This window comes from Streptomyces coacervatus (genome assembly GCF_029223485.1).
Taxonomy (GTDB): domain Bacteria; phylum Actinomycetota; class Actinomycetes; order Streptomycetales; family Streptomycetaceae; genus Streptomyces; species Streptomyces coacervatus.
The window spans coordinates 1-22140 of record NZ_JARHTP010000035.1 but is presented as its reverse complement, the minus strand read 5'-3'; the positions used below and the strand labels follow the sequence as shown (position 1 = coordinate 22140).

General features: G+C 67.8%; 20 protein-coding genes and 1 pseudogene. 8 read left to right on the top strand and 13 right to left on the bottom strand.

The features are described 5' to 3' along the window. Positions 1 to 71: 71 nt before the first annotated feature. Complete coding sequence (locus P2Q00_RS48365; protein ID WP_275781364.1) at positions 72 to 551, top strand: hypothetical protein; 480 nt, start codon at positions 72 to 74, stop codon at positions 549 to 551. A 141-nt stretch (positions 552 to 692) separates the two neighbouring features. Continuing rightward, positions 693 to 1385, top strand: a complete 693-nt coding sequence (locus P2Q00_RS48360; protein WP_275781363.1) for a peptidase inhibitor family I36 protein — start codon at positions 693 to 695, stop codon at positions 1383 to 1385. Positions 1386 to 1432: 47 nt separating this feature from the next. On the opposite strand, the gene P2Q00_RS48355 is transcribed toward P2Q00_RS48360, so the two are convergent. Further along, positions 1433 to 2371: an AurF N-oxygenase family protein gene (locus P2Q00_RS48355; protein WP_275781362.1), complete on the bottom strand. Its 939-nt coding sequence runs from the start codon at positions 2369 to 2371 to the stop codon at positions 1433 to 1435. Positions 2372 to 2498: 127 nt separating this feature from the next. Between P2Q00_RS48355 and P2Q00_RS48350 the strand changes: the two genes are divergently transcribed. Continuing rightward, a complete protein-coding gene (locus P2Q00_RS48350) occupies positions 2499 to 3623 on the top strand; it encodes a ferritin-like domain-containing protein (RefSeq protein ID WP_275781361.1) in 1125 nt (374 codons plus the stop codon). On the opposite strand, the gene P2Q00_RS48345 is transcribed toward P2Q00_RS48350, so the two are convergent. Then, positions 3620 to 4129 (bottom strand): DUF3291 domain-containing protein, encoded by a 510-nt coding sequence (locus P2Q00_RS48345; RefSeq protein WP_275781360.1) that lies wholly within the window; start codon positions 4127 to 4129, stop codon positions 3620 to 3622. The two genes, P2Q00_RS48350 and P2Q00_RS48345, sit on opposite strands and share 4 nt — an antisense overlap. Positions 4130 to 4296: 167 nt before the next feature. Between P2Q00_RS48345 and P2Q00_RS48340 the strand changes: the two genes are divergently transcribed. After that, positions 4297 to 6333, top strand: a complete 2037-nt coding sequence (locus P2Q00_RS48340; RefSeq protein WP_275781359.1) for a sensor histidine kinase — start codon at positions 4297 to 4299, stop codon at positions 6331 to 6333. A gap of 132 nt (positions 6334 to 6465) precedes the next feature. On the opposite strand, the gene P2Q00_RS48335 is transcribed toward P2Q00_RS48340, so the two are convergent. The 6 genes from P2Q00_RS48335 to P2Q00_RS48310 form a co-directional block, all read right to left on the bottom strand. Continuing rightward, positions 6466 to 7941 (bottom strand): penicillin-binding transpeptidase domain-containing protein, encoded by a 1476-nt coding sequence (locus P2Q00_RS48335; RefSeq protein WP_275781358.1) that lies wholly within the window; start codon positions 7939 to 7941, stop codon positions 6466 to 6468. After that, positions 7941 to 9311 carry an FtsW/RodA/SpoVE family cell cycle protein gene (locus tag P2Q00_RS48330; RefSeq protein WP_275781357.1) on the bottom strand — a complete coding sequence of 457 codons (1371 nt, stop codon included), beginning with the start codon at positions 9309 to 9311 and terminating at the stop codon, positions 7941 to 7943. The genes P2Q00_RS48335 and P2Q00_RS48330 overlap by 1 nt, the downstream gene beginning before the upstream one ends. A gap of 43 nt (positions 9312 to 9354) precedes the next feature. After that, positions 9355 to 9744 (bottom strand): SH3 domain-containing protein, encoded by a 390-nt coding sequence (locus tag P2Q00_RS48325; RefSeq protein ID WP_275781356.1) that lies wholly within the window; start codon positions 9742 to 9744, stop codon positions 9355 to 9357. Positions 9745 to 10122: 378 nt separating this feature from the next. Continuing rightward, entirely contained in the window at positions 10123 to 11370 is a 1248-nt protein-coding gene (locus tag P2Q00_RS48320; protein WP_275781355.1) for an ATP-binding protein, read from the bottom strand. Further along, positions 11367 to 12116: a hypothetical protein gene (locus P2Q00_RS48315; RefSeq protein WP_275781354.1), complete on the bottom strand. Its 750-nt coding sequence runs from the start codon at positions 12114 to 12116 to the stop codon at positions 11367 to 11369. Before P2Q00_RS48315 ends, P2Q00_RS48320 begins: the two co-directional genes overlap by 4 nt. 112 nt (positions 12117 to 12228) lie before the next feature. After that, complete coding sequence (locus tag P2Q00_RS48310; RefSeq protein ID WP_275781353.1) at positions 12229 to 12735, bottom strand: protein-tyrosine phosphatase family protein; 507 nt, start codon at positions 12733 to 12735, stop codon at positions 12229 to 12231. Positions 12736 to 12835: 100 nt separating this feature from the next. On the opposite strand from P2Q00_RS48310, the gene P2Q00_RS48305 reads away from it, so the two are divergent. Next, entirely contained in the window at positions 12836 to 13639 is an 804-nt protein-coding gene (locus P2Q00_RS48305; RefSeq protein ID WP_275781352.1) for a nuclease-related domain-containing protein, read from the top strand. 239 nt (positions 13640 to 13878) lie between these two features. Here P2Q00_RS48305 and P2Q00_RS48300 read toward each other — a convergent pair whose 3' ends face one another. Then, positions 13879 to 14889 carry a vanadium-dependent haloperoxidase gene (locus tag P2Q00_RS48300; RefSeq protein WP_275781351.1) on the bottom strand — a complete coding sequence of 337 codons (1011 nt, stop codon included), beginning with the start codon at positions 14887 to 14889 and terminating at the stop codon, positions 13879 to 13881. Between the two features lie 111 nt (positions 14890 to 15000). After that, the gene (gene ligD / locus P2Q00_RS48295) at positions 15001 to 15906 is read right to left on the bottom strand and encodes a non-homologous end-joining DNA ligase (protein ID WP_275781350.1); all 906 of its coding nucleotides are present in this window, start codon (positions 15904 to 15906) and stop codon (positions 15001 to 15003) included. Between the two features lie 71 nt (positions 15907 to 15977). Between ligD and ku the strand changes: the two genes are divergently transcribed. Together ku and P2Q00_RS48285 are read left to right on the top strand one after the other, a co-directional pair. Beyond that, positions 15978 to 16976, top strand: a complete 999-nt coding sequence (ku, locus tag P2Q00_RS48290) for a non-homologous end joining protein Ku (protein ID WP_486389044.1) — start codon at positions 15978 to 15980, stop codon at positions 16974 to 16976. A 1317-nt stretch (positions 16977 to 18293) separates the two neighbouring features. Next, positions 18294 to 18716, top strand: a complete 423-nt coding sequence (locus tag P2Q00_RS48285) for a hypothetical protein (protein WP_275781348.1) — start codon at positions 18294 to 18296, stop codon at positions 18714 to 18716. 127 nt (positions 18717 to 18843) lie between these two features. On the opposite strand, the gene P2Q00_RS48280 is transcribed toward P2Q00_RS48285, so the two are convergent. Beyond that, positions 18844 to 19356 (bottom strand): hypothetical protein, encoded by a 513-nt coding sequence (locus P2Q00_RS48280; RefSeq protein ID WP_275781347.1) that lies wholly within the window; start codon positions 19354 to 19356, stop codon positions 18844 to 18846. A gap of 265 nt (positions 19357 to 19621) precedes the next feature. Further along, positions 19622 to 20536, bottom strand: a complete 915-nt coding sequence (locus tag P2Q00_RS48275; protein ID WP_275781346.1) for a pentapeptide repeat-containing protein — start codon at positions 20534 to 20536, stop codon at positions 19622 to 19624. A gap of 900 nt (positions 20537 to 21436) precedes the next feature. Between P2Q00_RS48275 and P2Q00_RS48270 the strand changes: the two genes are divergently transcribed. Continuing rightward, on the top strand, positions 21437 to 21718 hold the full coding sequence (locus tag P2Q00_RS48270; protein ID WP_275781344.1) for a hypothetical protein: 282 nt from the start codon (positions 21437 to 21439) through the stop codon (positions 21716 to 21718). Positions 21719 to 22042: 324 nt separating this feature from the next. Here P2Q00_RS48270 and P2Q00_RS48265 read toward each other — a convergent pair. Beyond that, a pseudogene (locus tag P2Q00_RS48265) lies at positions 22043 to 22140 on the bottom strand (IS5/IS1182 family transposase); the annotation flags it as partial.

Sequence of the window (22140 nt, the reverse complement as noted above, 5' to 3'; positions counted from 1 at the left end):
TCCGCACAGGGCCGGGGGCCTGAGTACGCGTACTCAGGCCCCCGGCCGCCCTGAAGAGAAACGATGCTGTCATGAACGCTACTTCTGCGCAGCGCCACGACGAGCGTGCTGTGCCTTCCGGTAGGGGACTGGCCACGCGCGTCCTGGGTGCTGCTGGAACCGGTGCCGCTCTCACCTACCTGTCGCTCGGACTGGTGGACTCGGCGAACCGCTACGACGACCGCACCTGCGCCAACGCACCGGACTTCTGCATGACGGTGTGGCCGGTCGTCTCGCTTCCCGCCGCGTTCGCCCTCGCGCTCGTCGGGCTGCTCGTGGCGTATCGGCTGCTGGGCATCCACCCCCGGCTGGCGGTGATCCCGCCGACACTCCTGCTGGCACCGTTCCCGCTGAACGCCGCGGAGTCGGTGGCCGGTTTGTGGCCGGCCACCGTCGCAGGAGCGGTGTGGGCCGCCGCGCTGGCGCTGACGGTATGGCGCCCCTACCGGATCCTGGGACTGTCTGCGGCGGCCGCGGTGTTCCTCGGCTCCTTCATCGTCCTGTACGGGTAGGGGCCCAATTTCGACCGACTACGGCCGACGGCAAATGTTTTGCGGCCGGTTGACACACTCAGGTCCGGCTCCGCGGCGGCTTCGACGGCTTCGCCAGGGCAGTGACCACCACTACGACACCACTGTGGAGAAAACCTCTTGATGCGCAGATCTCTCACCTCAGCTCTCCTGGCCACAGCCTCTGCGGGAGCCCTCCTGCTGGGCGCGGGCCCGGTGGCACACGCGGAGGGACCCACTGCGGAGCCGTCGGCCACGACCACCCAGGAACCTACTGCAGAGCCGACGGCAGGCTCGTCGACGACGGATCCGCTGCAGCCGGTGATCGCCGAGTACGACGGGCGGAAGATCAACCTCGCCAAGTCCTGGGAAGGCGCCGACATCTGCACGGAACTGCCCGGCGGACAGTTCCACTGCTACGACACCGACGCCGAGGCCCTGGCGGACCCCGCGCTGCCCGCCAAGGTCCGCAAGGACACCCTCAAGGCGGCCAGGCTCGCTGCGGCCTCCGACCCCCGCGACAACTGCACCTCCGACTACTGGTGCCTGTACGCGGACGCCAACTTCAAGGGCCGGCGCCTGCAGTTCACCAGCGACGGCAAGAAGAACCTCGGCGACTACGGCTTCCGCGACGAGCTCAGCTCGGTCTACTACTGGGTGGCCCGGTGGCCGCTCAACTACGGCACCGCGAGGCTCTGGGACTCCCGTTCGTGGCCGCTGCACGACCGGCAGCGTGACCTCATCCCCCCGGGCGGCTGGGCGAACCTCCGGAACCTGGACTACCCCGGCGGCGGCGACTGGAACGACAAGGTCGACGTCTTCGAGGTCCAGCGCTGACGCACGGGCGATGAGCCTGTCTGAGGCGGGCCAAGGGGTCGGGGCCGCTATGCCAGCAGCCCCGACGCCCGCCACAGCCGCCGCCCCACACCCCTGAGCACCCCGATGTCGTCCAGGAACTCGGTCAGCCGCCGCGCGCCCGTCTGCATGACCTCCCGCCGATGGGCGCTGGCCTTCACCTGTGCCATCGCCTCCCGCTTGTCGAGGCCGACGTTGGTATACACCTCGGGGTTCACGAAGGCGACCGAGAAGACGCGGGCGAACTCTCCGGACGTCACCCGGGTGAACTCCTGCGACCACCGCGGGGCGGTCACCATCTGCCGCCGCAGCTCCTCCCGCGCGTACCGCACATGACGAGCCTCCTCCACCACATGGATCCGCGTGACCCCGCGTATCAGCGGCTGCACCCGCTCGTCCGGGAACGTCAGCCGCTGCATCCAGTCCAGGACCTCCTCACCGAGCAGCGTGGCCGTGAAGGACCCCGGAGTCGTCGAGATCGTCTTGAACAGCCGCCCCAGGTTCTGATGGACCCGCGCCACCGGGTACCAGGGCGCGTCCCCGCGCGAGATCAGCCGCGCGAACATCTTCGAGTGCCGGCACTCGTCCTCGATCTCGGTGAGTGCGTACCGCACGTGCGCGCTCGTGGCCGCCTTGTCGTAGATGTGCCGGACGAGCAGCTGCATGAGGATGAGCTCGAACCAGATGCCGAGCGAGGCGAGCGCCGCCGACTCGTGCTGGGAGAGGAGGATCCGCTGCTCCTCGCTCATCCGCTTCCACATCGGGGTGTCGTAGAGCGACACCAGCTCCGGCGGCCAGAACCACTTGCCCTCCTCGAAGGGTGCGTCCCAGTCGAGCTCCTTGTCCGGGTCGAAGGAGTGCTTGGCGGAGGAGGCCAGGAGCCGTTCGGCCACCTGTTCGCGGTCCTTGAGCAGCCCGAGCGCGTCGCGCAGACCCTCCAGCGCGTCGGCTTCCGTCAGGGTTGTCATGGTTCTCCCACCTCTGTTACCCGGGGTCACATCCTCCATCGCTTATGAGACTGCTTGTCAGCAAGCTCGTCAATCCCCTGCGCGCGACTTGTTGACCCCGCGTCTACCACGTGTGAGCCTGCGAGGCATGCCGACTTACGACCTGTACGCCAAGGACTCGGGAGACCCTCTCTGGCAGGTGCCGGCGACCGGCGCTGCCCGCTTCAGCTGGGAGTACGACGACGGTCGCGACCGCCTGCTCGCCCTGTACCAGAAGGGCAAGGACAAGCAGTGGGACGGCCAGAAGCGCATCGACTGGGAGCTCGAAGTCGATCCGTACGACCCCCTCGGCACCCCCGACGAGTCCATGTCCCTGTACGGCACCAAGTACTGGGCGAAGATGACGGACAAGGAAAAGGGCGAGCTGCGCAAGCACTACGCCTCCTGGCAGTTCAGCCAGTTCCTGCACGGCGAGCAGGGCGCGATGATCTGCGCGGCGAGGATCGTCGAGTCCGTCCCCGACCTGGACGCGAAGTTCTACTCGGCGACCCAGACCATGGACGAGGCGCGGCACGCGGAGATCTACGGCCGTTTCCTGCACGAGAAGATCGGGATGCTCTACCCGATCAACGACAACCTCCAGTCCCTCCTCGGCGACACGCTCCGCGACAGCCGCTGGGACATGCCCTACCTCGGTATGCAGGTCCTGATCGAGGGCCTGGCCCTCGCCGCCTTCGGCATGATCCGCGACACCACCGACAAGCCCCTCCCCAAGCAGATCCTCGCCTACGTCATGCAGGACGAGGCCCGGCACGTGGCCTTCGGCCGCATGGCGCTGCGCGACTATTACAAGCAGCTCACCGACGCCGAACTGCGCGAACGCGAGGAGTTCGTCATCGAAGGCTGCTATCTGATGCGGGACCGGCTGCGCGGGGTCGAGGTCCTGGAGAACTTCGGCATCCCGACCGCCGAGGCGGAGGAGTACAGCGAACAGTCCGAATTCCTGGCCCTGTTCCGGCAGTTGCTGTTCTCCCGCATCGTCCCGTGCGTCAAGGACATCGGCCTGTGGGGCAAGCGGCTGCAGCAGGCCTACGTCGACATGGGCGTCTTCGAGATGGGCGACTCGAACCTGGACCTGCTGATGGCCCAGGACGAGGAGATCGCGGAGCAGCTCGACGCGGAACGGTTCGCCGCGGAGGAGCAGGAGCGGGTGGCCGAGGTGACGGAGGCGATCGAGGCAGGTGCAGGGGAGAGCCAGGCAGGGGAGGGCTAGACCGAGCAGCCCAGGTCGTCCGGCACCTCCAACGGCACCGGCCGCGCCCCCTGTGCCGGGAACGACGTCCGCAGGGTGAAGGCGTACGGCGTGGGCCCGTTCGCCCGCAGGTGCAGCAGCCGCTGCTCCGCCTCCGCGACCGTCGGACGGTGCCCCGCGGGCACCCACCACAGCGCCGCCATGACGTCCTGCACCCGCTCGAAGAACTCCCGGCGGCGGGCCAGCATCTCGCGGTGGCGGCCCTGGTACATGTACGCGGTCAGGGCGTTGCTGTCCCGCCACACCGACATGTTGATGATCAGCCATTCGTCGCCGAAGACGGGTACGTCCGTGGCGTTGCCCGAGTCGCTCTCCAGCCGCCAGACGAAACCGTCCGCGGCGTCGGCGTCGGCATTCACGGGGTCGAGGTTGTCGACGAAGTCCTTCAACTGCAGCGAGTCCAGCGGGGCTTTGAGGCGGCCGATGTTCACCTGGGCGAGTTCGTACGAGGCTTCGGGTGTCGTCATGGACCGAACGATAGGTCGGGAGGGTCCACAGATCACACCCCCTGTCTCAGCACGTGAGCATTGTCCGGCTCTCACCGCACGCACACCGTCCGGGTGAGACCTTGTGTACCGCCGCCTTACGACGGAGAAACCGCCCTCTGACCACGTCGCCCGTAATCTCGCCGGGCATGACGGGGAACGTATCGACCACCCTCCGACCGGCCTGGCTGCGGCTGCCCACCCTGCCCGGCTGGAACTCCATCCGCGGCCGTATGGCCATCGTCCTGGCCGTGCCGACCTGCCTGCTGCTCGCCCTGACCGGGCTGGGCGTCGCCGGCCGGGCCTCCGACTGGTCCGCCGCCCGGGCGACCGAGGCGCATGTGGGCGTCCTGCTGCGGGTGCAGGACGTCGTACGGGAGGTGCAGCGCGAACGCGGCCTCACCAACGGGCTGCTGGGCGGCGCCGAGGAGTACCGGGACGACGTACGGCAGCAGCGGGAGCGGACCGACGCGGCGGAGGCGAGGCTGACGGCGGCGCTCGACGACGAGCGCGGCGATCTGCCCCGCGCCGCCGTCTCCGCCCTGGACGCCGCCGGACTACCCCTCGCCGCCCTGACCTCCGTCCGCACGGGTGTGGACGCCGGCACCGCCGACCGCACCGCCACCCTGAACACCTACACCAAGGCCGTCACCGCCCTCATCGACGCCGAGTCCGCCGGGGCGCCGGGCGGCGACAACCGGATCGCCCGGGGTGTCCAGTCGCTCCAGGCGCTCGCCCGGGCCACCGAGGCCGTCGCCCTCGAACGCGGCTCCCTCAACGGCGTGTTCGCCGCGAAACACTTCCGCTTCGGCGAGTACCTCGGCTTCACCGAGGTCCGGGCGACCCGTGTCGCCGCCGTCGGGCAGTTCCGCGCGCTCGCCGGCCGGGCACAGGAGTCCGCGCTCGACAAGGCCTTCGCGAGCGCTGCCGCCCGCCGCGTCGCCGGGTACGAGAAGCAGGCCGAGTCCGGCGCCGACGGCTCCGCGCTCCATGTGGCCCCCGCCCGCTGGTGGGCCGACATGACCACCCTCGTCGACGACCTGCACGGCGTGCAGAAACAGGTGGGCGACGACGTACGGGTGCAGGCCGCGGACACCGGCGACTCCGCCACCCGCCAACTCGTCGGCTATCTCGCCCTCGGCGCGCTGATCCTCGCCGTGGCCACCGCCCTCGCCGTGTTCTCGGCCCGCTCCATCACCCGCCCCCTCGGCGCCCTCGCGGACGAGGCGGACGCCGTCGCCGGTAACCGGCTGCCCGATGCGGTCCGGCGCATCCAGCAGGCCGACCCCGACACCCCCCTGCCCCCGGAGGGAGGAAGCAATCAACTCCCGGGCAGCGCACGGGAGATCACCCGCCTCGCCGCCGCCCTGCGCAATGTGGAGCGCACCGCCGTCGACCTCGCCGCCGAACAGGCGGTGCTACGACGCAACAGCACCGAATCCCTGGCCAGCCTCGGCCGCCGCAACCAGACCCTCCTCAACCGCCAGCTCGGCCTGATCACCACCCTGGAGAGCCAGGAACTCGACCCGGACGCCCTCGGGGAGCTGTTCGAGCTCGACCATCTCGCCACCCGGATGCGCCGCAACGCCGAGTCGCTGCTGGTGCTGGCCGGCGAGGAGTCCCCGGCCCGCTCCTGGTCCGGCACCATCGCCGTCGCCGATGTGGTGCGGTCGGCCGTCGCGGAGGTCGAACAGTACCAGCGGGTCGCCGCCGTCGACATCGAACAGTGCCGTATCCGCGGTCATGCCGTCGCCGAACTCTCCCATCTGCTCGCCGAGTTGGTGGAGAACGCGCTCATGTTCAGCCCGCCCAAACAGCCCATCGAGGTCTACGGCTGGCGGGACGGCGCCGAGTACTGCCTCGCCGTCGTCGACCGCGGGATCGGCATGACCCCGGAGCGCATGGACCAGGCCAACTCCCTGCTGGCCGGACGGGGCGGCGCGCTCCTCGCCGCGCCCACCCGCTTCCTCGGCCACCATGTCGTCGGCGCCCTCGCGGCCCGCCTGGGCGCGCACGTCGAACTGCGCCCCACCCAGGGCACGGGCGTCACGGCGTACGTCGCCCTGCCGGCCAAGCTCGTCCAGGAGCAGCCCATAGGGCCTGTTCTGAGTTCCCCGCCTGCGCCCCGACGCCCGGCACGCACGCTCGCCGCACGGCGCCACAGGACAGGTGGCTCCGCCACATGACCTGCGACACCGCACGCCGATCGCACGCTCCCCCACCCTCGAACCGCGCTTCGCACGGCTCGGGCGGGAGGTACCCCCACTCCGCCGCTGCGCCCGCGCTCCGCGCGGACGACGGGGAACTCAGAACAGGCCCTAACTGCCGCCGTCGGGTGAGGACTTCAGCACCGACTGCATCACATCCCGGGCGATCGGCGCGGCCACCCCGCCTCCGGTGATGTCCGCCCGGTCCGCCGACGCGTCCTCCACCACCACGGCGACCGCGACCCTCGGCAGCACATCGCGGTCGCCGCGCGCCCAGGACACGAACCAGGCGTAGGGCAGACCGGCGTTGTCCAGGCCGTGCTGGGCGGTGCCGGTCTTGCCGCCGACGACGGCGCCGGGGATCGCGGCGTTCGTGCCGGTGCCCTCCGTCACGACGCCCTCCATCAGCTCCTTCATGACATCGGCGGTCTCCGGGCGCATCGCCTGGCGCACGGGACGCGAGCCCGCCGTGGTCATCGTGGCGCCGTTGCGCGTGGTCGTCCGCTCCACCAGGTACGGCGAGCGCACCTGCCCGCCGTTCGCCACGGCCGCGGCGACCATCGCCATCTGCAGGGGCGTGGCCCGCGTGTTGTACTGCCCGATCGACGACAGCGCGAGCTGCGCCCGGTCGACGGAGGTGTCGAAGCTGCTCGGTGCCACGGAGAAGGGGATCCGCAGCCGTGTGTCGTTGAAGCCGAAGGCCTTGGCCGCGGCCGACATGCGTTTCACGCCCAGGTCCACGCCGAGCTTCGCGAACACCGTGTTGCAGGACCACTCGAAGGCGTCCCGCAGCGGGGCGTCCTCGCACCCGTCGCCCTCGTTCATCAGCATGGTCGTCGTACCCGGCAGCCGGTACGGGTCCGGCGAGTCGGTCGTCCGGTCGACGTCCCTGACGACACCGGCATCCAGCGCGGCCGCCGCGGTCACCACCTTGAACGTCGAACCCGGCGGATATGTCTGCCGCACCGCCCGGTTGAGCATCGGCTTGTCCGGATCGTCGTTCAGCCGGACCCAGGACCGCTCCGTCGCCGCGGCGTTCCCGGACAGCACCGCGGGGTCGTACGAAGGACTCGACACCAGCGCCAGCACCCGGCCCGTCGCCGGCTCGATCGCCGCCACCGCGCCCCTGCGCCCGCCGAGCCCGTCGTACGCCGCCCGCTGCGCCGCCCGGTTGAGGGTCGTCACGACGTTGCCGCCCCGGCCCTGGGCGCGGGTCAGGTCGGTCACCAGGGGGAACGGCGCGAGCATCGGGTCGGTGCCGGACAGGACGGCGTCCCCGGTGTGCTCCAGCAGCGTGGTGCCGTACACCTGCGAGGCGAAGCCGGTGACGGGGGCGTACAACGGGCCGTCCGTGTACGTCCGTTCGTAGCGGAGCTGCTCGCCGGAGTCCCGGGAGCCGGTGACGCTCTCGCCGCCGACCAGGATGTTGCCGCGCGGCCGGTCGTAACGGGCGATGGTGGCACGGCGGTTGGCGGGATTGTCGTCGAAGGACTTGGCCCGGAAGATCTGGATGCGGGCGGCGTTGACGAGAAGCGCGACGAGGAGGAGGGCACAGAAGAAGGCGGCGTGCCGGATGTGTCTCGCCATCAGGGCGCCACCTCCCCGTCGTACTGACGCCGCGCCGAATGACTCACCCGGATCAGCAGCGCCACGATCGCCCAGTTGGTGACCAGCGACGATCCGCCCTGCGCGAGGAACGGCATCGCCATGCCGGTCAGCGGGATCAGCCCGGTCACGCCGCCCGCGATCACGAAGACCTGTAGCGCCACGATCGAGGCCAGCCCGACCGCCAGCAGCCGGCCGAAGGGGTCGCGCAGGGCGAGGCCGGCCCGGTAGCCGCGCTCCACCAGGAGGCCGTAGAGGAGGAAGAGCGCGGACAGGCCCGCCAGGCCCAGTTCCTCCCCGGCCGTCGCGAGAATGAAGTCGGACTTCGTCGCGAAGCCGATGAGGATCGCATGGCCGCTGCCCAGGCCCGTGCCGAGGATGCCGCCCGCCGCGAAGGCGAACAGGGACTGGGCGACCTGGCCCGGGCCCTGTCCCGCCTCGATCGTCGCGAAGGGGTGCAGCCAGTCCTGGACCCGGCTGTTGACATGCGGCTCCAGACAGCCGACGGCCATCGCGCCCGCAGCGGCCAGCACCAGGCCGACGGCGATCCAGCCGGTGCGGCCGGTGGCGACGTACAGCAGGACCACGAACAGACCGAAGAACAGCAGCGAGGTGCCGAGGTCGCGCTCCAGCACCAGCACGCCCACGCTCAGCACCCAGATGGCGAGAATCGGACCCAGCACCCGCCCGGTGGGCAGCTGGATCCTCCTGAACCGCCAGACCTGACGGCCCGCGTACGCAAGCGCATTGCGGTTCGCCGCCAGATACGCGGCGAAGAAGACCGCCAGCAGCACTTTCGCGAACTCGCCCGGCTGGATGGAGAACCCGGCGATCCGCACCCAGATGCGGGCGCCGTTCACGGCCGGGAAGAGGATCGGGAGCGCAAGGAGGAAGAGCGCGGCGACGACGCACACATACGCGTACCGCTGGAGCACCCGGTAGTCGCGGAGCATCAGGACGACCGCGGTGAACAGGGCCACGCCCAGCGTGGACCAGACGAGTTGGGCGGGGGCGGCGAGGTCGTGCGGGGTCTCCAGGTCGAGCCGGTGGATCAGGACCAGACCGATCCCGTTGAGCAGCACACCGATCGGCAGCAGGAGCGGATCGGCGTACGGGGCCCGCAGCCGCACCGCGCAGTGGGCGAGGAGCGCGAGCACTCCGAGCCCGGCGCCGTAACCGACGGCGCCGGGCGGGACGGTGCCGTTCTTGGCGAGGCCCACGGCGCAGTAGCCGTACACACAGAGCAGTACGGCGACGACGATGAGGGCGAGTTCGATGCCACGGCGCCGGGGCAGACGGGCCACGGGAGAGGGGGTGTCCGCCTGTGCCACGGTGGGTCCGGCGTTGGTCATGTCCGGAACCTACCCAAATAGTGCGTCTTGTGATCTCCGGGTCTCAGCACCAGCGCGGTGCCCTCCCGATGACTTCGATGTACCGGGCCGCCCCCCAAGCCCAGGTGCCGTCCGGGAGGAGGTACCAGAGGGGGTCGCCCTGGACGCTCTGGCCCCGGGTCTTGCAGAAGATCGAGACGCGGTCACCCTCGTGGACGACCCGGATCACCTGGCTGCCGCGGTTCGGCGCACTGCGCAGAAACAGCGTCTCCGCGGTGACTTCGCCCCGCGCGAGCCGGTCGTTGTGATGGCCACCTTCCTGACCGAAGCCGGGGTCACCGCCATCGTCACCCCACCCGTCGTCCGCAAGGGCGGGCCCGGCAGCCGCGGACGTGACGAGAACACCGACAGCGGCGGCGGTGGCCAGGCGTATGAGGCTGGAACGCAGGGACATGGGGGGTACCTCCGTGAACGGGGGCGAAGCTGACTATTCGCCACATAGTCGCCACACTAGGAGGAGCGACGGGGGCTCGCCCGTCACGCTGGTCCATAGGAGCGCCCCCTTACTTCTTGGGGCGGGCAACTGCTTTCTTGGGGGCGCGGGGAACGGCGCGTTCTTTTGGGGGGTGCAGGGAACGGCGCGTTCTTTTGGGGGGCGCGGGGAACTGCGCGTTTCTTGGGGGGTGCGGGGAACGGCGCGTTTTTTTGGGGGTGCGGCGAACTGCACGTTTTCTAAGGCCGCGGGGTACTGCACGCTTCTTAGGGGCGCGGGGAACTGCGCGATCAACCCCCACCGACCCGCACCCAACGAACAACCCGCAGCCCCGAGCTCTCAGTCCCCCAGACCAAGCGTCAGAATCGCCACCGCCCCACCATCCACCGCATTCGCGAACTCGAGCCGCGCCCCCAACACCTCCGCCTGCCCGACCGCAATGGTCAACCCAAGCCCATGCCCCTTGGCCCCACCCTCCGTCCGGAACCGCTGCGGCCCATGCTCCACGAGATAGTCCGGGTACCCGTCCCCGTGATCCCGCACGGCCACCACCGCCCCGTCCACGGTGAGCGACACCGGCCCCCGCCCGTGCTTGTGCGCATTGGCGACAAGATTGCCCAGCACCCGCTCCAGCCGCCGCCGGTCCGTCTCCACCCGTGCGTCCCGCAGGACGACGACCGACGTGTCGGTGCCCGACGCCCGCACCACCCGCGTCGCCAACGCGCCCAGTTCCTCCGCGTCGAGTTCCAGCCGCTCCCGCCCGGTGTCCAGCCGGGAGATCTCCAGCAGATCCTCGGTGAGCGTGCGCAGCGCGGCCACCCGGTCCCGCACCAGCTCCGTCGGCCGCCCGGGCGGCAGCAGCTCGGCCGCCGCGTGCAGCCCGGTCAGCGGGGTGCGCAGCTCGTGCGCGACGTCCGCCGTGAACCGCTGCTCGCTCAGCAGCTTGCCCTGCAGCGAGGCCGCCATGGAGTCCAGCGCGGCGGCCACGGCGGCCACCTCGTCCTGGGGGTGCGTCGGATCCGTCGTACGGGGGTCGTCGACGCGCGCGTCCAGGTCGCCCCCGCTGATCCGCCGGGCCACCTGTGCCGTGGCGTGCAGCCGCCGCGTCACCCGGGTCACCGCGAACGCGCCCACCAGCAGCGTCACCCCGATCGCCAGCCCCGAGGACCACAGGATCGCCCCGTCGAGGCCGGCGATCGTGCGGGACTGCTGGGAGTAGTCGACCTCGACGGCGAGCGCCCTGTTCCGGTCCGCGGGACCGGCCGCCCACATCGTGGGACGCCCGTTCTGGTCGGAGACCATCGTGCCGCGATCCCCGTCCGACGCCAGCTCCCGCAGGGCCTTCGGCAGCCCCGGAGGGTCGACGCCCGCGCCCGGCAGCAGCGAGTCCCCGGCCTCGTACGCCTTCGTCGCGTCCGTCAGACGGGACAGCGCGAGGTCGCGGGCCTGGCCGACGGTCTGGTTCGTCACCGACACATGCACGAGCACGCCGAGCAGCGCGGCGAGGGCGCAGCACATCACGGCGATGAAGACGGCGGCCTTCAGGGCGAGCGTGCCCGTCCACCGGGGGAGCGCGAGCCTCGTCATGCGGTCGCCGAGGGGGATGCGGAAGGAGACACGGAAGGAGACGCAGAAGGGGAGGCGGAGGGGCTCGACGGGTGCTCACGCTTGCCGATGTGCAGCATCTCGTCGTGGGTCAGCAGCATGACCCGCTGGTTCGGGTCCCAGGTCCACTGGAAGCGGTACTCGTAGTCCGCGAGATCGGACGGCGCATGGATGATCACGGACCGGCCGGCCAGCTCGACCCCGCTCACGGCGTCATTGTTGGACATGACCTGGACCACCCGGCCCCCCTCGACGGTGTAGACGCGCACGGCCGTCTGGTTGCCGGGCAGCAGCCGGAACCCCAGCGTCAGGTCGGCGTGCCCGTCGCCGGTGATGTCGCGGTAGTACGCCTTGAGCAGCGGGCACTTCGGGTTCGACGGCGTCTTGCCGCAATAGGCCATCCGGCGGGCCGTCTCGCGGTACGGCGCCTTGGAGCCGGAGTAGTCGTCCGGGTGCTGGAACATCTCGGCCTTGACGACGGCCACCGGATCCACCTTGGTGATGTCGTCGCCCGGAGCGGTGATCCCCTTCATAGCCTCGGACTCGCCGTTGTCGTAGTTCCAGGCGGGACTGGCCGCGGGGCTCAGGCTCGGCCACAGCTTGGCCGGGCTGGTCGCGGTCGGGGTCGACCCCGCGCCCTGCAGTCCGCCCGCGTCACCGCAGCCCGCCACCAGCAGGGCGAGAACGGCAGTGACGAGCGCTGTGCAGGCGGCGCGAGTGCGGAGCACTGTACTCCTGTGGCTGAGAACGATCGGTACCCGGTACACCCTATTCGTCCGGCGAAACGATTACCTCGCTACTCGGCTGCCTGACTACTCGGCTCCTGGCCCGGCCGGCCGGCTACTCGGCCAGCTCCTCCAGCAACCGGGCCGTGGACAGCCCCGCCCGCAGATAGTCGACGAACAGTTCGTTGTGCAGCGCCCACGGCGAGCGGCGCGACCGTATCAGCCGTATCGCCTCCTCGGTGGAGTGCCCCCGACGGACCAGGGTGTGCGCGACGACCAGCCCCGAGCGGTTGTACCCGTGGTAACAGCGGACGAGGACCTTGCGGCCCTCGTCCAGTGCCTCGCCCGCGGCCTGCGCCAGCCGCATCACGCCCGTGAGCTGGGTGCCGTCCAGCGGCCCGTCCGGTATCGCCCACACATGGTGCTCGACACCGGGGTCGGGCCCGTGTCCCGGCAGTCTCAGCAGGGTCTGTACGAGATCGAACTCGTCCCGCACGACAGCGAACTCCAGTTGCCCGGTGTGACCCCTGAACTCGTGCCCGCCCATCCACAGTCCGGGCACGATCTCACTCCATGGACTGCCCGGAGCCGGTACGTCGGGCTGCTTCCTGCGGGTACGCAAACATGCCTCCCCAAGTCCCCCTCCCAACTCCTCTCAAAGGTAACCGGGTTCTTGCCCGGGGAGCACCCCGCCTGTTCCCATGGTCAAGGGGTGATGGTGCATGACCGGACTGCGTGTCGTACCGTCCTGGCGGCACGGCCAGGAGCGGCTCTACGTATGCCTCACGGACGGGCGGAACATCGCCTGGTACGACAGGGAGGCCGCCAGGGTCAACCTGCTCAGCGAGGACGAGCGGGAGGGTGTCCTGCAGGCGCTGGGCCCCTTCCTCACCGGCCCGGTGACCGTCGGCCCGCCGCCGGTCCCGACCCCGGCCGAGCTGGCCCGGCTCTCCCTCCACCCGGACGACGACCTGGCGCCCAACCGCCCCGGCGAGGCGCTGCTGGTCGCCCTGGACCGGGACCCGGGTCCGGCCCACCGTCTCCGCGCCGACCCCCGCCGCCGGGCCCTGGCGGCGGAACAGACGGTCGGCGAGGCCCTGGACAGCCTCGACGGCGCGGGCTGGCACGCCCTGCACTCGATCCCGCTGCCCGGCGGCGACCGCATCCATCACCTGGCGATCGGCCCGGGCGGCCTGTTCGCCGTCCACACGCTGTACGCCCGCAAGCAGCGGGTGACGGTCGCCGACCCCATGGTCACCCTGGGCCGCCGCGAGCCCCACCCCCTGCTGCGCCGCGTCCGCGCCGACGCCGACCGGGCGTCGTACGCGCTGACGGCCGAGGTCCACCCGGTCCTCGCCCTTGCGGAGCCCGCGGACGTGGCGATCCCGGCCCTGCTCCGCGAGGTCCGCGTCCTGAAGGACACGGACCTCGAGGGCCTGGCCCGCCTCGGCGGCATCCTCAAACCGGCCGACGTGGAGGCGCTCCACGCGATGGCACGGGACCGGGGGACGTGGACGCGGGTGTGAGGGGTGCCTCCGGCGGCTGAGCCGATGCGCGGTGCGGGTCGGCCGGGCCGGCCGTCCCTGGGGGCTGCGCCCCCGGACCCCCCTTCGGCCTGAACGGCCTTGTCCTCAAACGCCGGACGGGCTGATCAATGCCGACCGGCGCCGGTTCCCACGAGAGAGCGGCACCCGGCCGACCCGGGCTGCTCGGCCCAGCGAGACTCAGGAAGACAGCCAGGCACGATCGGCCTCGGCCGCGGCAGCTACGCGTTGCCGTCCGTGTCCGTGAGCCGGATGGCGGTGATCGGCCGCCACTGGCCGTACGTCAGCTTGGTGGTCCAGGCGGTGATCTGGGCGTCGGCGGTCGCGGTCCAGGTGGCGGCGGACAGCCGGGCGGCCTCGACGATGTCCAGCCCGTGCCGCTGGGTGTACCCGCGCAGGGCGGCCTGGAACTGCACCGGCAGCACATCGCTGAAGAAGCGCGCGGTGTCGGTCTGCGCGTCGGTCCGCGACGATCCGGTCCTCGCGCCCATCGTCTTCACCTCGTTGAAGTCCTTGGTGTAGGTCTTCGAGGTCAGCTTCGGCGGGGGGCCGGGCCGGAACTGATCCGGTGAGTCGAGCAGCATCGGCCGCACCTTCGCGAGCCACGGGTCGACCATCGGCGCGTTGGCAGGCGGCGTGGGCCGCCAGACGCCGGGTGCGGGCGGCTTGTCGAAGGTGATCGGGGCACCACGCCCGTCGTTCTCACGGAGCTGGACGATCCGCGCGGCCGCCCGCTCCCCGAAGGCGACCCCCTCGTCCTCCGCCTTCCCGTCCGGGATCTTGGCGAGGGAGGCGGTGTAGGCGGCGTCGACGCGGGCCTGTGAGCCCGGGAAATACGTGAGCAGGACGCGATGGGCGGCGGCAGCGGCGGCCGCCTCGGAGGAGGCGTGGCGGGGCCCGCGCACATGCCACTTGTATTCGGCGTACCGCCCCTCGATCCCGACGACCGCGTTGTAGACGGCGGCGCCCATGAAGCCGTACCAGAGGGCCTGCTCGGCCCCGGGCCGCTTGGCGTCCGTCTGGACCACGGCAACGGCGGTCTCGCTCCAGTCGTTGATGACGCCGGCGCCCGGGGCCGGCTTCGCGGCCGGGGCGGAGGTGGCTGATGAGGTGGCTGATGAGGATGCCCACGGCACGGCGCCGAGGGCGAGAACAGTGAGGCCGACGACGAGAGTGCGGCGGACAGTACGGGAGGGTGGTGCTAATGGTGAGCCATGCTGATCCTTTGCCATGGGTGCCCCCTTGGCTGGTTTTGTTGGAGCCAGGGTGCACCCGGGGCAGGGGCGGATTGGGAAATTCCATGAATTGGCCAATCCGCTGAACGCAGGTCGCCAGGGCCGGTGTCAGGGCGGCGATACCGGTAGTGATCCCGGCAGCGATCCCGCGCCGGACGGATCGAGCAGCGGGGCCAGCAGATCGCCGTAGTCCTGCACGCGGGGCGCGATGTCCGTTGCCTGGAAGGTCAGTTGGGCGGGCGCCCCGCACTCCTCGACCTCGCTCCAGGTGACCGGCGCGGAGACGGTGGGCTCGGGTCGCGCACGCAGGGTGTACGGCGTGGCGGTCGTCTTCCGGGCGGCGTTCTGACTCCAGTCGACGAACACCTTCCCGGGCCGCAGACTCCGGGTCATCCGATGCAGCACGAGCCGCGGCATGGCCCGCTCGGCCGCCACGGCGAGCCCCTTGGCGTACTCACTGACCTGGTCGGACGGGGTCGGCCGCACGGCGGCGAGCAGATGCAGCCCCTTGGACCCGGAGGTCTTGGCCCAGGCCTGGATCCCGTCCGCCGCAAGCCGCTCCCGCAGCCACACCGCGACCTCGCAGCACTCGACGACGGTGGCGGGCGCGCCGGGGTCGAGATCGAACACGATCCGGTCGGCGACCCCGGGGTCCTGGACGACCCACTGGGGCGTATGGAACTCGGTGACGAGATTGGCCGCCCACATCAGACTCGCAAGATCCTGTACGAGCACCATCCGCGTCGGCCCCTCCACCCGCTCCACCTCGGCGGTGCCGACCCAGTCGGGCGTACCGGGAGGCACGTTCTTGGCGAAGAAGACCTGCCCGTCCGGCCCGTCGGGATACCGCAGAAAGGAAACGGGCCGATCGCGGAGGTGGGGGAGGAGGTGGTCGGCGATGGTGGCGTAGTAGTGCAGCACCTCGCCCTTGGTGAACCCGGTGGCGGGATACAGCACCTTCTCCAGGTTGCTGAGCGCGAGCCGTCTCCCCTCCACCTCTGTGATCGGAGTCATACGATGAGAATCTCACGCAAACTGTAATGGAACGTAATGATCGGTATAAACCGACCGAAAGGGTGCTGCACGTGCGATCCATATGGAACGGCGCCATCTCGTTCGGCCTGGTCAGCATCCCGATCAAGCTGGTGAACGCCACCGAGAGCCACTCGATCTCCTTCCGCCAGATCCATCTGGAGGACGGCGGCCGCGTCCGCTACCGCAAGGTCTGCGAACTGGACGACAAGGAGGTGAGCGGCTCGGAGATCGGCAAGGGCTACGAGGACGCGGACGGCACGATCATCCCGATCACGGACGAGGACCTGGCCCACCTGCCGCTCCCCACGGCGAAGACGATCGAGATCGTGGCCTTCGTCCCGGCGGACAGCATCGACCCCCTCCAGATGGACGCGTCGTACTACCTCGCCGCAGGAGGCGCCCCGGCCGCCAAGCCGTACGTCCTTCTCCGCGAGGCCCTCAAACGCAGCAACAAGGTGGCGATAGCGAAGTACGCGCTACGGGGCAGGGAACGGCTGGGCATGCTGCGGGTGGTGGAGGACGCCATAGCCATGCACGGCCTCCTGTGGCCGGACGAGGTCCGCGCCCCCGAGGGCGTGGCCCCCGACACAAAGGTCAACGTCAACGACAAGGAACTCGACCTGGCGGACGCCTTGATGGACACACTGGGTGAGATCGCCCTCGACGAACTCCACGACGAATACCGCGAGGCACTCGAGGAGGTAGTAGCAGCAAAGGCAGCCGGCGAAACACCACCGGAAGCCCCGGAACCGGCCACCGGCGGCAAGATCCTCGACCTCATGGCAGCACTGGAGAAGAGCGTGAAAGCCGCCAAGGAATCACGCGGCGAGGAGCCGGCAGAGGTCACGCAACTGCCGGCCCGGAAGTCGGCTCGGACGGCACCGAAGCAGGCGGGCGCAAAGAAGTCGACCTCGACGGCGAAAAAGACGACGGCACCGGCATCGGCATCAGCGAAGAAGACGACGGCGAAGTCGACGCAGGGATCGAAGAAAACCACCGCAAAGAAGACGGCGCAAAAAAAGACGACATCCCGCAAACGCACAGCCTGAACGGCCTGATGCGTGTGCCCAGCGGGCGGGCCTGCGTGAGGAGTTGGAGGGCGACGTCAGCCGATGAAGGCAGTTGACCGCTCCGGGTCCATCGCATGCTCGATTCGAAGCCGCATGGTCGGATGCACATCAAGCTTCGCCACATCCGCCGGGTCGACCCAGCGGACCTGCATCGTCTCGTTGCTGGTACGCAGTTCACCGCCTACCGGCCGCGCCCGTCGGATCGTGCAGGTAGTCGATGCGTCCCATGCTCAAGCTCCCGTTATCTCGTCATCAGGGCGATAGATCGAGTTGTAGAGCACAGAAAGGGCGGGAATCAGTGAGACTGATTCCCGCCCGCTTCTATCGGCATCCGCCTTGGCCAGCGCTTGATTTCCACTGACTCTCGGCGAGTGCCCCCGGCAGGATTCGAACCTGCGCACACGGCTCCGGAGAGCATGCTCATGACGTGTACCTCAAGACCTCTGACCTGCAATGAGGTCGAGTAAGTAGATTCATCGCGTCCGGCTCACACGCTGTTCACACGCGCACGGGCGGGATGAGCGTGAAGTCACCTGCGACTGTGACCCCGCGCCGGGTCGCGGGTGCGATGTCTGGCCAGCTCGATCAAGCTCGCCCCATGCGCTACTACCAGCCGATTGTGCGCTGTTCAAGGCGATTCAGGCGCGACAGAGATTCGGCGACGCGTTCGATGCCGCGTCTGGCTACATCGGCTTGCCTACCTAATTGCTCCCGGTCAGCGGCTTGACGCGACCGTTCCTCGGGGGTCATTTCCTTTCCCGCCAAGCTCATTAGGATTCTGTCTGGGGGCGCGAGAGAAGAGGCTTCGTCCCAGGCATCGGCGACGCGTTGTATGGCGATCTTGAGTCTTTTGTTCCTGCGACGTTCGGCGAGATCACGGAGGCTTTGAGCGGTTCTCTTCCGATCATCGGCCATGAACCATTTCTCCCGTCGTCCGCCGGCGGACGTGATGTCCTGGAAGTGGGCCCGAGCAAGCACCAGTTGCTCGCGGACGACGGTGTCGTCTGGCCCAAGGGCGCGGCGATGGAAACGTGTCAGCCCAGTGCGAGCGAGGGAGTACGTGGTTGCTAGGAAGGCGAGCCAGCCAGGGACGAACTTGGGCCAGTCCTGCCACCAGGGAGAGCTAGGGGGAGCAGTCACAGGCAAGAGTGTGACGTCTCAGAACCGCTGGTGTCTCCCCTTGCGCCGACGGGGCGCGGCACTCGCTAACCACTTGATGCAGCGGCGGGAGAGCCGCGGGCTTTGCCGTGTCTGGATTGTCTGGTGGGAGAGGGCAATAAGTGGTACTCCTGCTTCATGGAGTCGAACGAACGGTTGCTGAGTGTTCTGGTTCACAGAGCGATTGTGCTTCAGCTGTCTAATGCTTCCCCACCCGTAACGGGTGCACCGCCAGTGACTTACGAGCCCGATGATGAACCTGGAGTCGAGTACTTCTTCATCAAGGTGACCAATCTTTCATCTCAAAGGGAAGTTTGGGTTACGCACATTTGGTTCGCGACAGATCCAGAGAAGCACGTATTGAATCCTGAGCGTCCCCTTCCGATACGTCTGCGCTTGGATGAAACCTTCGAGACGTCGATCCCTGTGTCGGAAGTCACTTCTGGAGTGGATTTGGAGCGTCGGGTGCGTGTCGCTCTTTCTAGCGGCGATGTCTTTAATTCCCGCCTAAACGTGAATGTGCCGCCTGTTGGATTCGTTGCAGGGCCGGGAAGTTCTTAACATCGGTGGCGAAGCAAATCTGTCGTGCCTTCAGACGGGATGTGGACGGCATTGAGAGGGTTGTGCGGACGACGGCTCGGCCCCACCTGAAGAAAACCAGCTGTCCCGGCTGTCCAGTTCCGATGGATCAGCGTTTCACTCGGCCACGAACGGCCAGGATGGCGAGGCCGAGCAGGACCGGTTCAGAGAACCGTGACGCCATTTCGATGTATCCGCCCGTGGTTGTTAGATCTTGGCCGCTAGAACGGAACACTACGGAGTTGAGAGTGACGCTTACCGCTTTCTCGAATCTCGTTCCGGTGAAACGGTCGCGGGTTGGGTTCTGCGGACTCTCTGTGTCAATTTCAAAGGTGACCTTACCGCCGTGCGCAGGAACTGTGCCAGTAGCCGTCTGTTTTGGCGATTCAAGGGGGAGACCCAACCCCATCATCAGCAGAATTGTCGTTGTCATTGCCAGGGCCAACCAGCTCAGAGACCGCAGGGCGCGAAGGCCGTAGCCGGACAATGCCCAGTACGCGGCAATGAGCCACCGTTCGACTCTAGAAGTTTCCATCTGGCTATGGCGCCTCATTTCCATTTCGCCGTAGTAGAAATCAGACGCGCCGGGCTCGTTCTTTGCATCTTCAAAAGTTTTGCGCAATTGTCGATAAATGCCAGCTATGACATCAGGTTCGGGCAGTGCGTGCAGAGAATTTGGAACTGCCGGAAAGCCCCAACCGTGCGGGGGAGGCCGGTTTCCGGAGCCTTGTACTCTCAGCAGTTGCTCCTCGGGGAGGGTACGCCGTTTCGTCCACCAATGCGGAATGAACCCGTACTTAAGGGAAACTCCTGAGGGGGTGGAGAGGAAAACACATCGGCCTTCGAGGCGGACTTGGTCTAGATGAAATGCGCCAGAGAACCAGCACTCAGAGAAATCGATGTTGGTGAAAAGTAGTTTGGGCGGCGTCCACGTCTTGGAGGGATGTCACGAATACACTTGATTGATGAACGGGAAATGGTGCCTCGTCCAGCACTTCCGCGGGATTGCCGAAGGGGCCGAAATGGGCAGTCACGGAAACGGGCTGATTGGTCACGGCGCGGCTAAGGTCAAGTCGAGCGTGACGTAAACGCAAGTTCGCTGTCGATCTCCACTGTGTGCGGATGCAGAGAACCTTTTGAGCTGCTGCTTCCAGGGTCAGAGGTTCCTCGAAGATCGCACCGCACAGATCAATGGTCTCGTTGCATATCAGGGGGCCGATGACAGAGTTGATTTTAAATACCGCCTCGGAAAAACTCAACTCTTCAGCAAATCGCGCCCCGAAAAAGTTCACATCATCAGCGAAAAGCGCCTCACTGAATCCTGCACGGTCGGAGAATTCTGCCTTCTCGAACCTGGCTGGTCCGCCGAATGAAACTTGGAGAAAGATCGCAATTTCTTCGAATTGGGCATTACCGAAAAATGCGCCAGCGTCGAACTCTGCCTTGGCGAAGAGGCATGAACCGTTGAATTTCGCTTCAGAGAAGATGGCGTCACCCGTGAAGGCCGACCCTAGGAAAAATGCGGAATCGGCAAATATGGCTTTTTTGAAAATTGCGGCGCCTGTAAATCTGGCTTCCATAAGAAACGCTGCATCCGTGAACAGGGCTTCATCGAATCGGGTAGCGCCGAACGTGGGCCGTCCCGAGGCTGGGTCCTGGAGAGCTTGGAGGAGAGCCTGAAGCAGCGGCGCCGTCAGGGGCGTGCCACGGTGGTCGATGTCAGACCCCGAAGTGAGTCCAGCCAAGTAGGCGTCGCGATCTGGCTCGTTGAGATGCGCGAGACATGTGCTGTAGCCGGACACGTGGATACCACGGCAGCCCACAGGGTCACTGACGGGATCGGCTCCCTGACCGCAGTGTGGCCACGCGGGCGGGATTGTAGGAATCGCTGACACGACGGATAACGATGCCGCACCAACCGGCTCCCCACCAGCTACTTGCCTGGTCTCAGCGGGCTGTAACACCAGGGGGCTGGTGTTACAGCCAAACGCACTGGTCAGACAGGTGGGACGCCGGCGAAAATAGCTGTCCGCGCCGCTACTCGGGTCCGCGGCGAGCGTCTAGGACGATGTTGCGGACGGGCTTGCCCTGGTCGGCCGGGACGTCGATCTCGTCTGCGACGCCAGCCGCGGCTTCGTAGACACGGCGGAAGACAGCGCGCCCGGCGACGCCGTTCGGACTCCAGGCCGATGTTCCCCAGCGCGTCTCTTCGAGGAGCCTGACGAGGTGAGGGCCCTCAAGTTCGACGCGTACGAGCCCATCAACATCCGAGGCACATGCTTCCTGTGGAAAATGCAGCTGGCCGTACCGAGCTGTGCAGCGTTGGCGTACCTCCTCCCAGGTCGCAGGAGCGCACACCAATTTGATCCGGAACTGAGCTGTGAGGGTTCGCCGTTCCCGTTCTGTCGGCGCTGTTTGCGTCCGTGTCTCGCTCGGAACCGAGGCCAGTTCCTTGCGGAAGCCTTCGAACCGCCGATTCCCAGGACGCCGCCGGCGCCTCGGGTGGCTTCCGATGGGCCGTACGGTCTACAGAATTGCGGTCCTGATGAGACGTCTTCGATGATCCGGTCCATAGCAAGGGACCGGCGGCTGAGTGGGTGAATCGCGTCAGCCGCGTGCCCCGTCATCTCGGGCGCTCCCACAATCTGCTGCGAGAGTGGCAGTAGATTCTCAGACGTACATACAAAAGATTGGAGGCGTGAATGCCAGCTCTACTGGTGTACAAGTGGGCATCCGTCTACCGGAAGACGGCGGCCAGCCTGTACATCCACGGGATCGCCGATGACTGGGCTTTGGTTTACAGCGCGGTCGGATGGGGCCAGGAGATCTATCAATTCCCGTCGCCTCCGCAGGTCGATTTCACCCTGTATCAGGGCCGCGTCCTCCGGCATGTAGATGGGACAGTCGCCCGGAAGGTCACAGTGTCGAATGACTCGGACTATCCGGCCGAGATTCACCTGCACGAGTTGTACGCCAAAATCTAGCCAACGGGAGTTCACGTGGCTCAGGTAACTGCTCATATCTGGCACCAGCTGGACGGCAGGATCGTTGCAGTAGGCCAACCGATGGGGGGCGCTCTCGTCACTCCCATCGGAGATGAGAACACATCCGTCATTGAGACGACCATTGAGGAGTCACTCCTCGGTCGACTTCATGAGACGCACGTGGTGAACGTCGAAAGGATGTTGGTTTCAAAGGACGCCTCGCAGTGAGCAGCCGGGCTGGCTGAATGACGGAGAAGCGACGTGTAGCTCTATCCCGACGTATCGTCAGGTTGCTCCTAGAGGTTGTCCCGTATGGGGCGTGAGTTATCCGGTGAGGGCCAGGTTGTGGAGCCGGGCGATGCCGAGCATGGCCTGGTGGACGCCGTTGCCCTTCAGGCGGCAGTCCCGCAGGATCCTCCAGT

Excerpts from the sequence above, each read along its gene's own strand:
- P2Q00_RS48350 (WP_275781361.1), top strand. The coding sequence starts at position 2,499 with ATGCCGACTTACGACCTGTACGCCAAGGACTCGGGAGACCCTCTCTGG.
- P2Q00_RS48360 (WP_275781363.1), top strand. The coding sequence starts at position 693 with ATGCGCAGATCTCTCACCTCAGCTCTCCTGGCCACAGCCTCTGCGGGA.
- ligD (WP_275781350.1), bottom strand. The coding sequence starts at position 15,906 with ATGACTCCGATCACAGAGGTGGAGGGGAGACGGCTCGCGCTCAGCAAC.
- P2Q00_RS48345 (WP_275781360.1), bottom strand. The coding sequence starts at position 4,129 with ATGACGACACCCGAAGCCTCGTACGAACTCGCCCAGGTGAACATCGGC.
- P2Q00_RS48300 (WP_275781351.1), bottom strand. The coding sequence starts at position 14,889 with ATGGCAAAGGATCAGCATGGCTCACCATTAGCACCACCCTCCCGTACT.
- P2Q00_RS48330 (WP_275781357.1), bottom strand. The coding sequence starts at position 9,311 with ATGACCAACGCCGGACCCACCGTGGCACAGGCGGACACCCCCTCTCCC.
- P2Q00_RS48365 (WP_275781364.1), top strand. The coding sequence starts at position 72 with ATGAACGCTACTTCTGCGCAGCGCCACGACGAGCGTGCTGTGCCTTCC.
- P2Q00_RS48335 (WP_275781358.1), bottom strand. The coding sequence starts at position 7,941 with ATGGCGAGACACATCCGGCACGCCGCCTTCTTCTGTGCCCTCCTCCTC.
- P2Q00_RS48285 (WP_275781348.1), top strand. The coding sequence starts at position 18,294 with ATGGAGTCGAACGAACGGTTGCTGAGTGTTCTGGTTCACAGAGCGATT.
- P2Q00_RS48355 (WP_275781362.1), bottom strand. The coding sequence starts at position 2,371 with ATGACAACCCTGACGGAAGCCGACGCGCTGGAGGGTCTGCGCGACGCG.
- P2Q00_RS48320 (WP_275781355.1), bottom strand. The coding sequence starts at position 11,370 with ATGACGAGGCTCGCGCTCCCCCGGTGGACGGGCACGCTCGCCCTGAAG.
- P2Q00_RS48305 (WP_275781352.1), top strand. The coding sequence starts at position 12,836 with ATGACCGGACTGCGTGTCGTACCGTCCTGGCGGCACGGCCAGGAGCGG.
- P2Q00_RS48325 (WP_275781356.1), bottom strand. The coding sequence starts at position 9,744 with ATGTCCCTGCGTTCCAGCCTCATACGCCTGGCCACCGCCGCCGCTGTC.
- P2Q00_RS48270 (WP_275781344.1), top strand. The coding sequence starts at position 21,437 with ATGCCAGCTCTACTGGTGTACAAGTGGGCATCCGTCTACCGGAAGACG.
- P2Q00_RS48340 (WP_275781359.1), top strand. The coding sequence starts at position 4,297 with ATGACGGGGAACGTATCGACCACCCTCCGACCGGCCTGGCTGCGGCTG.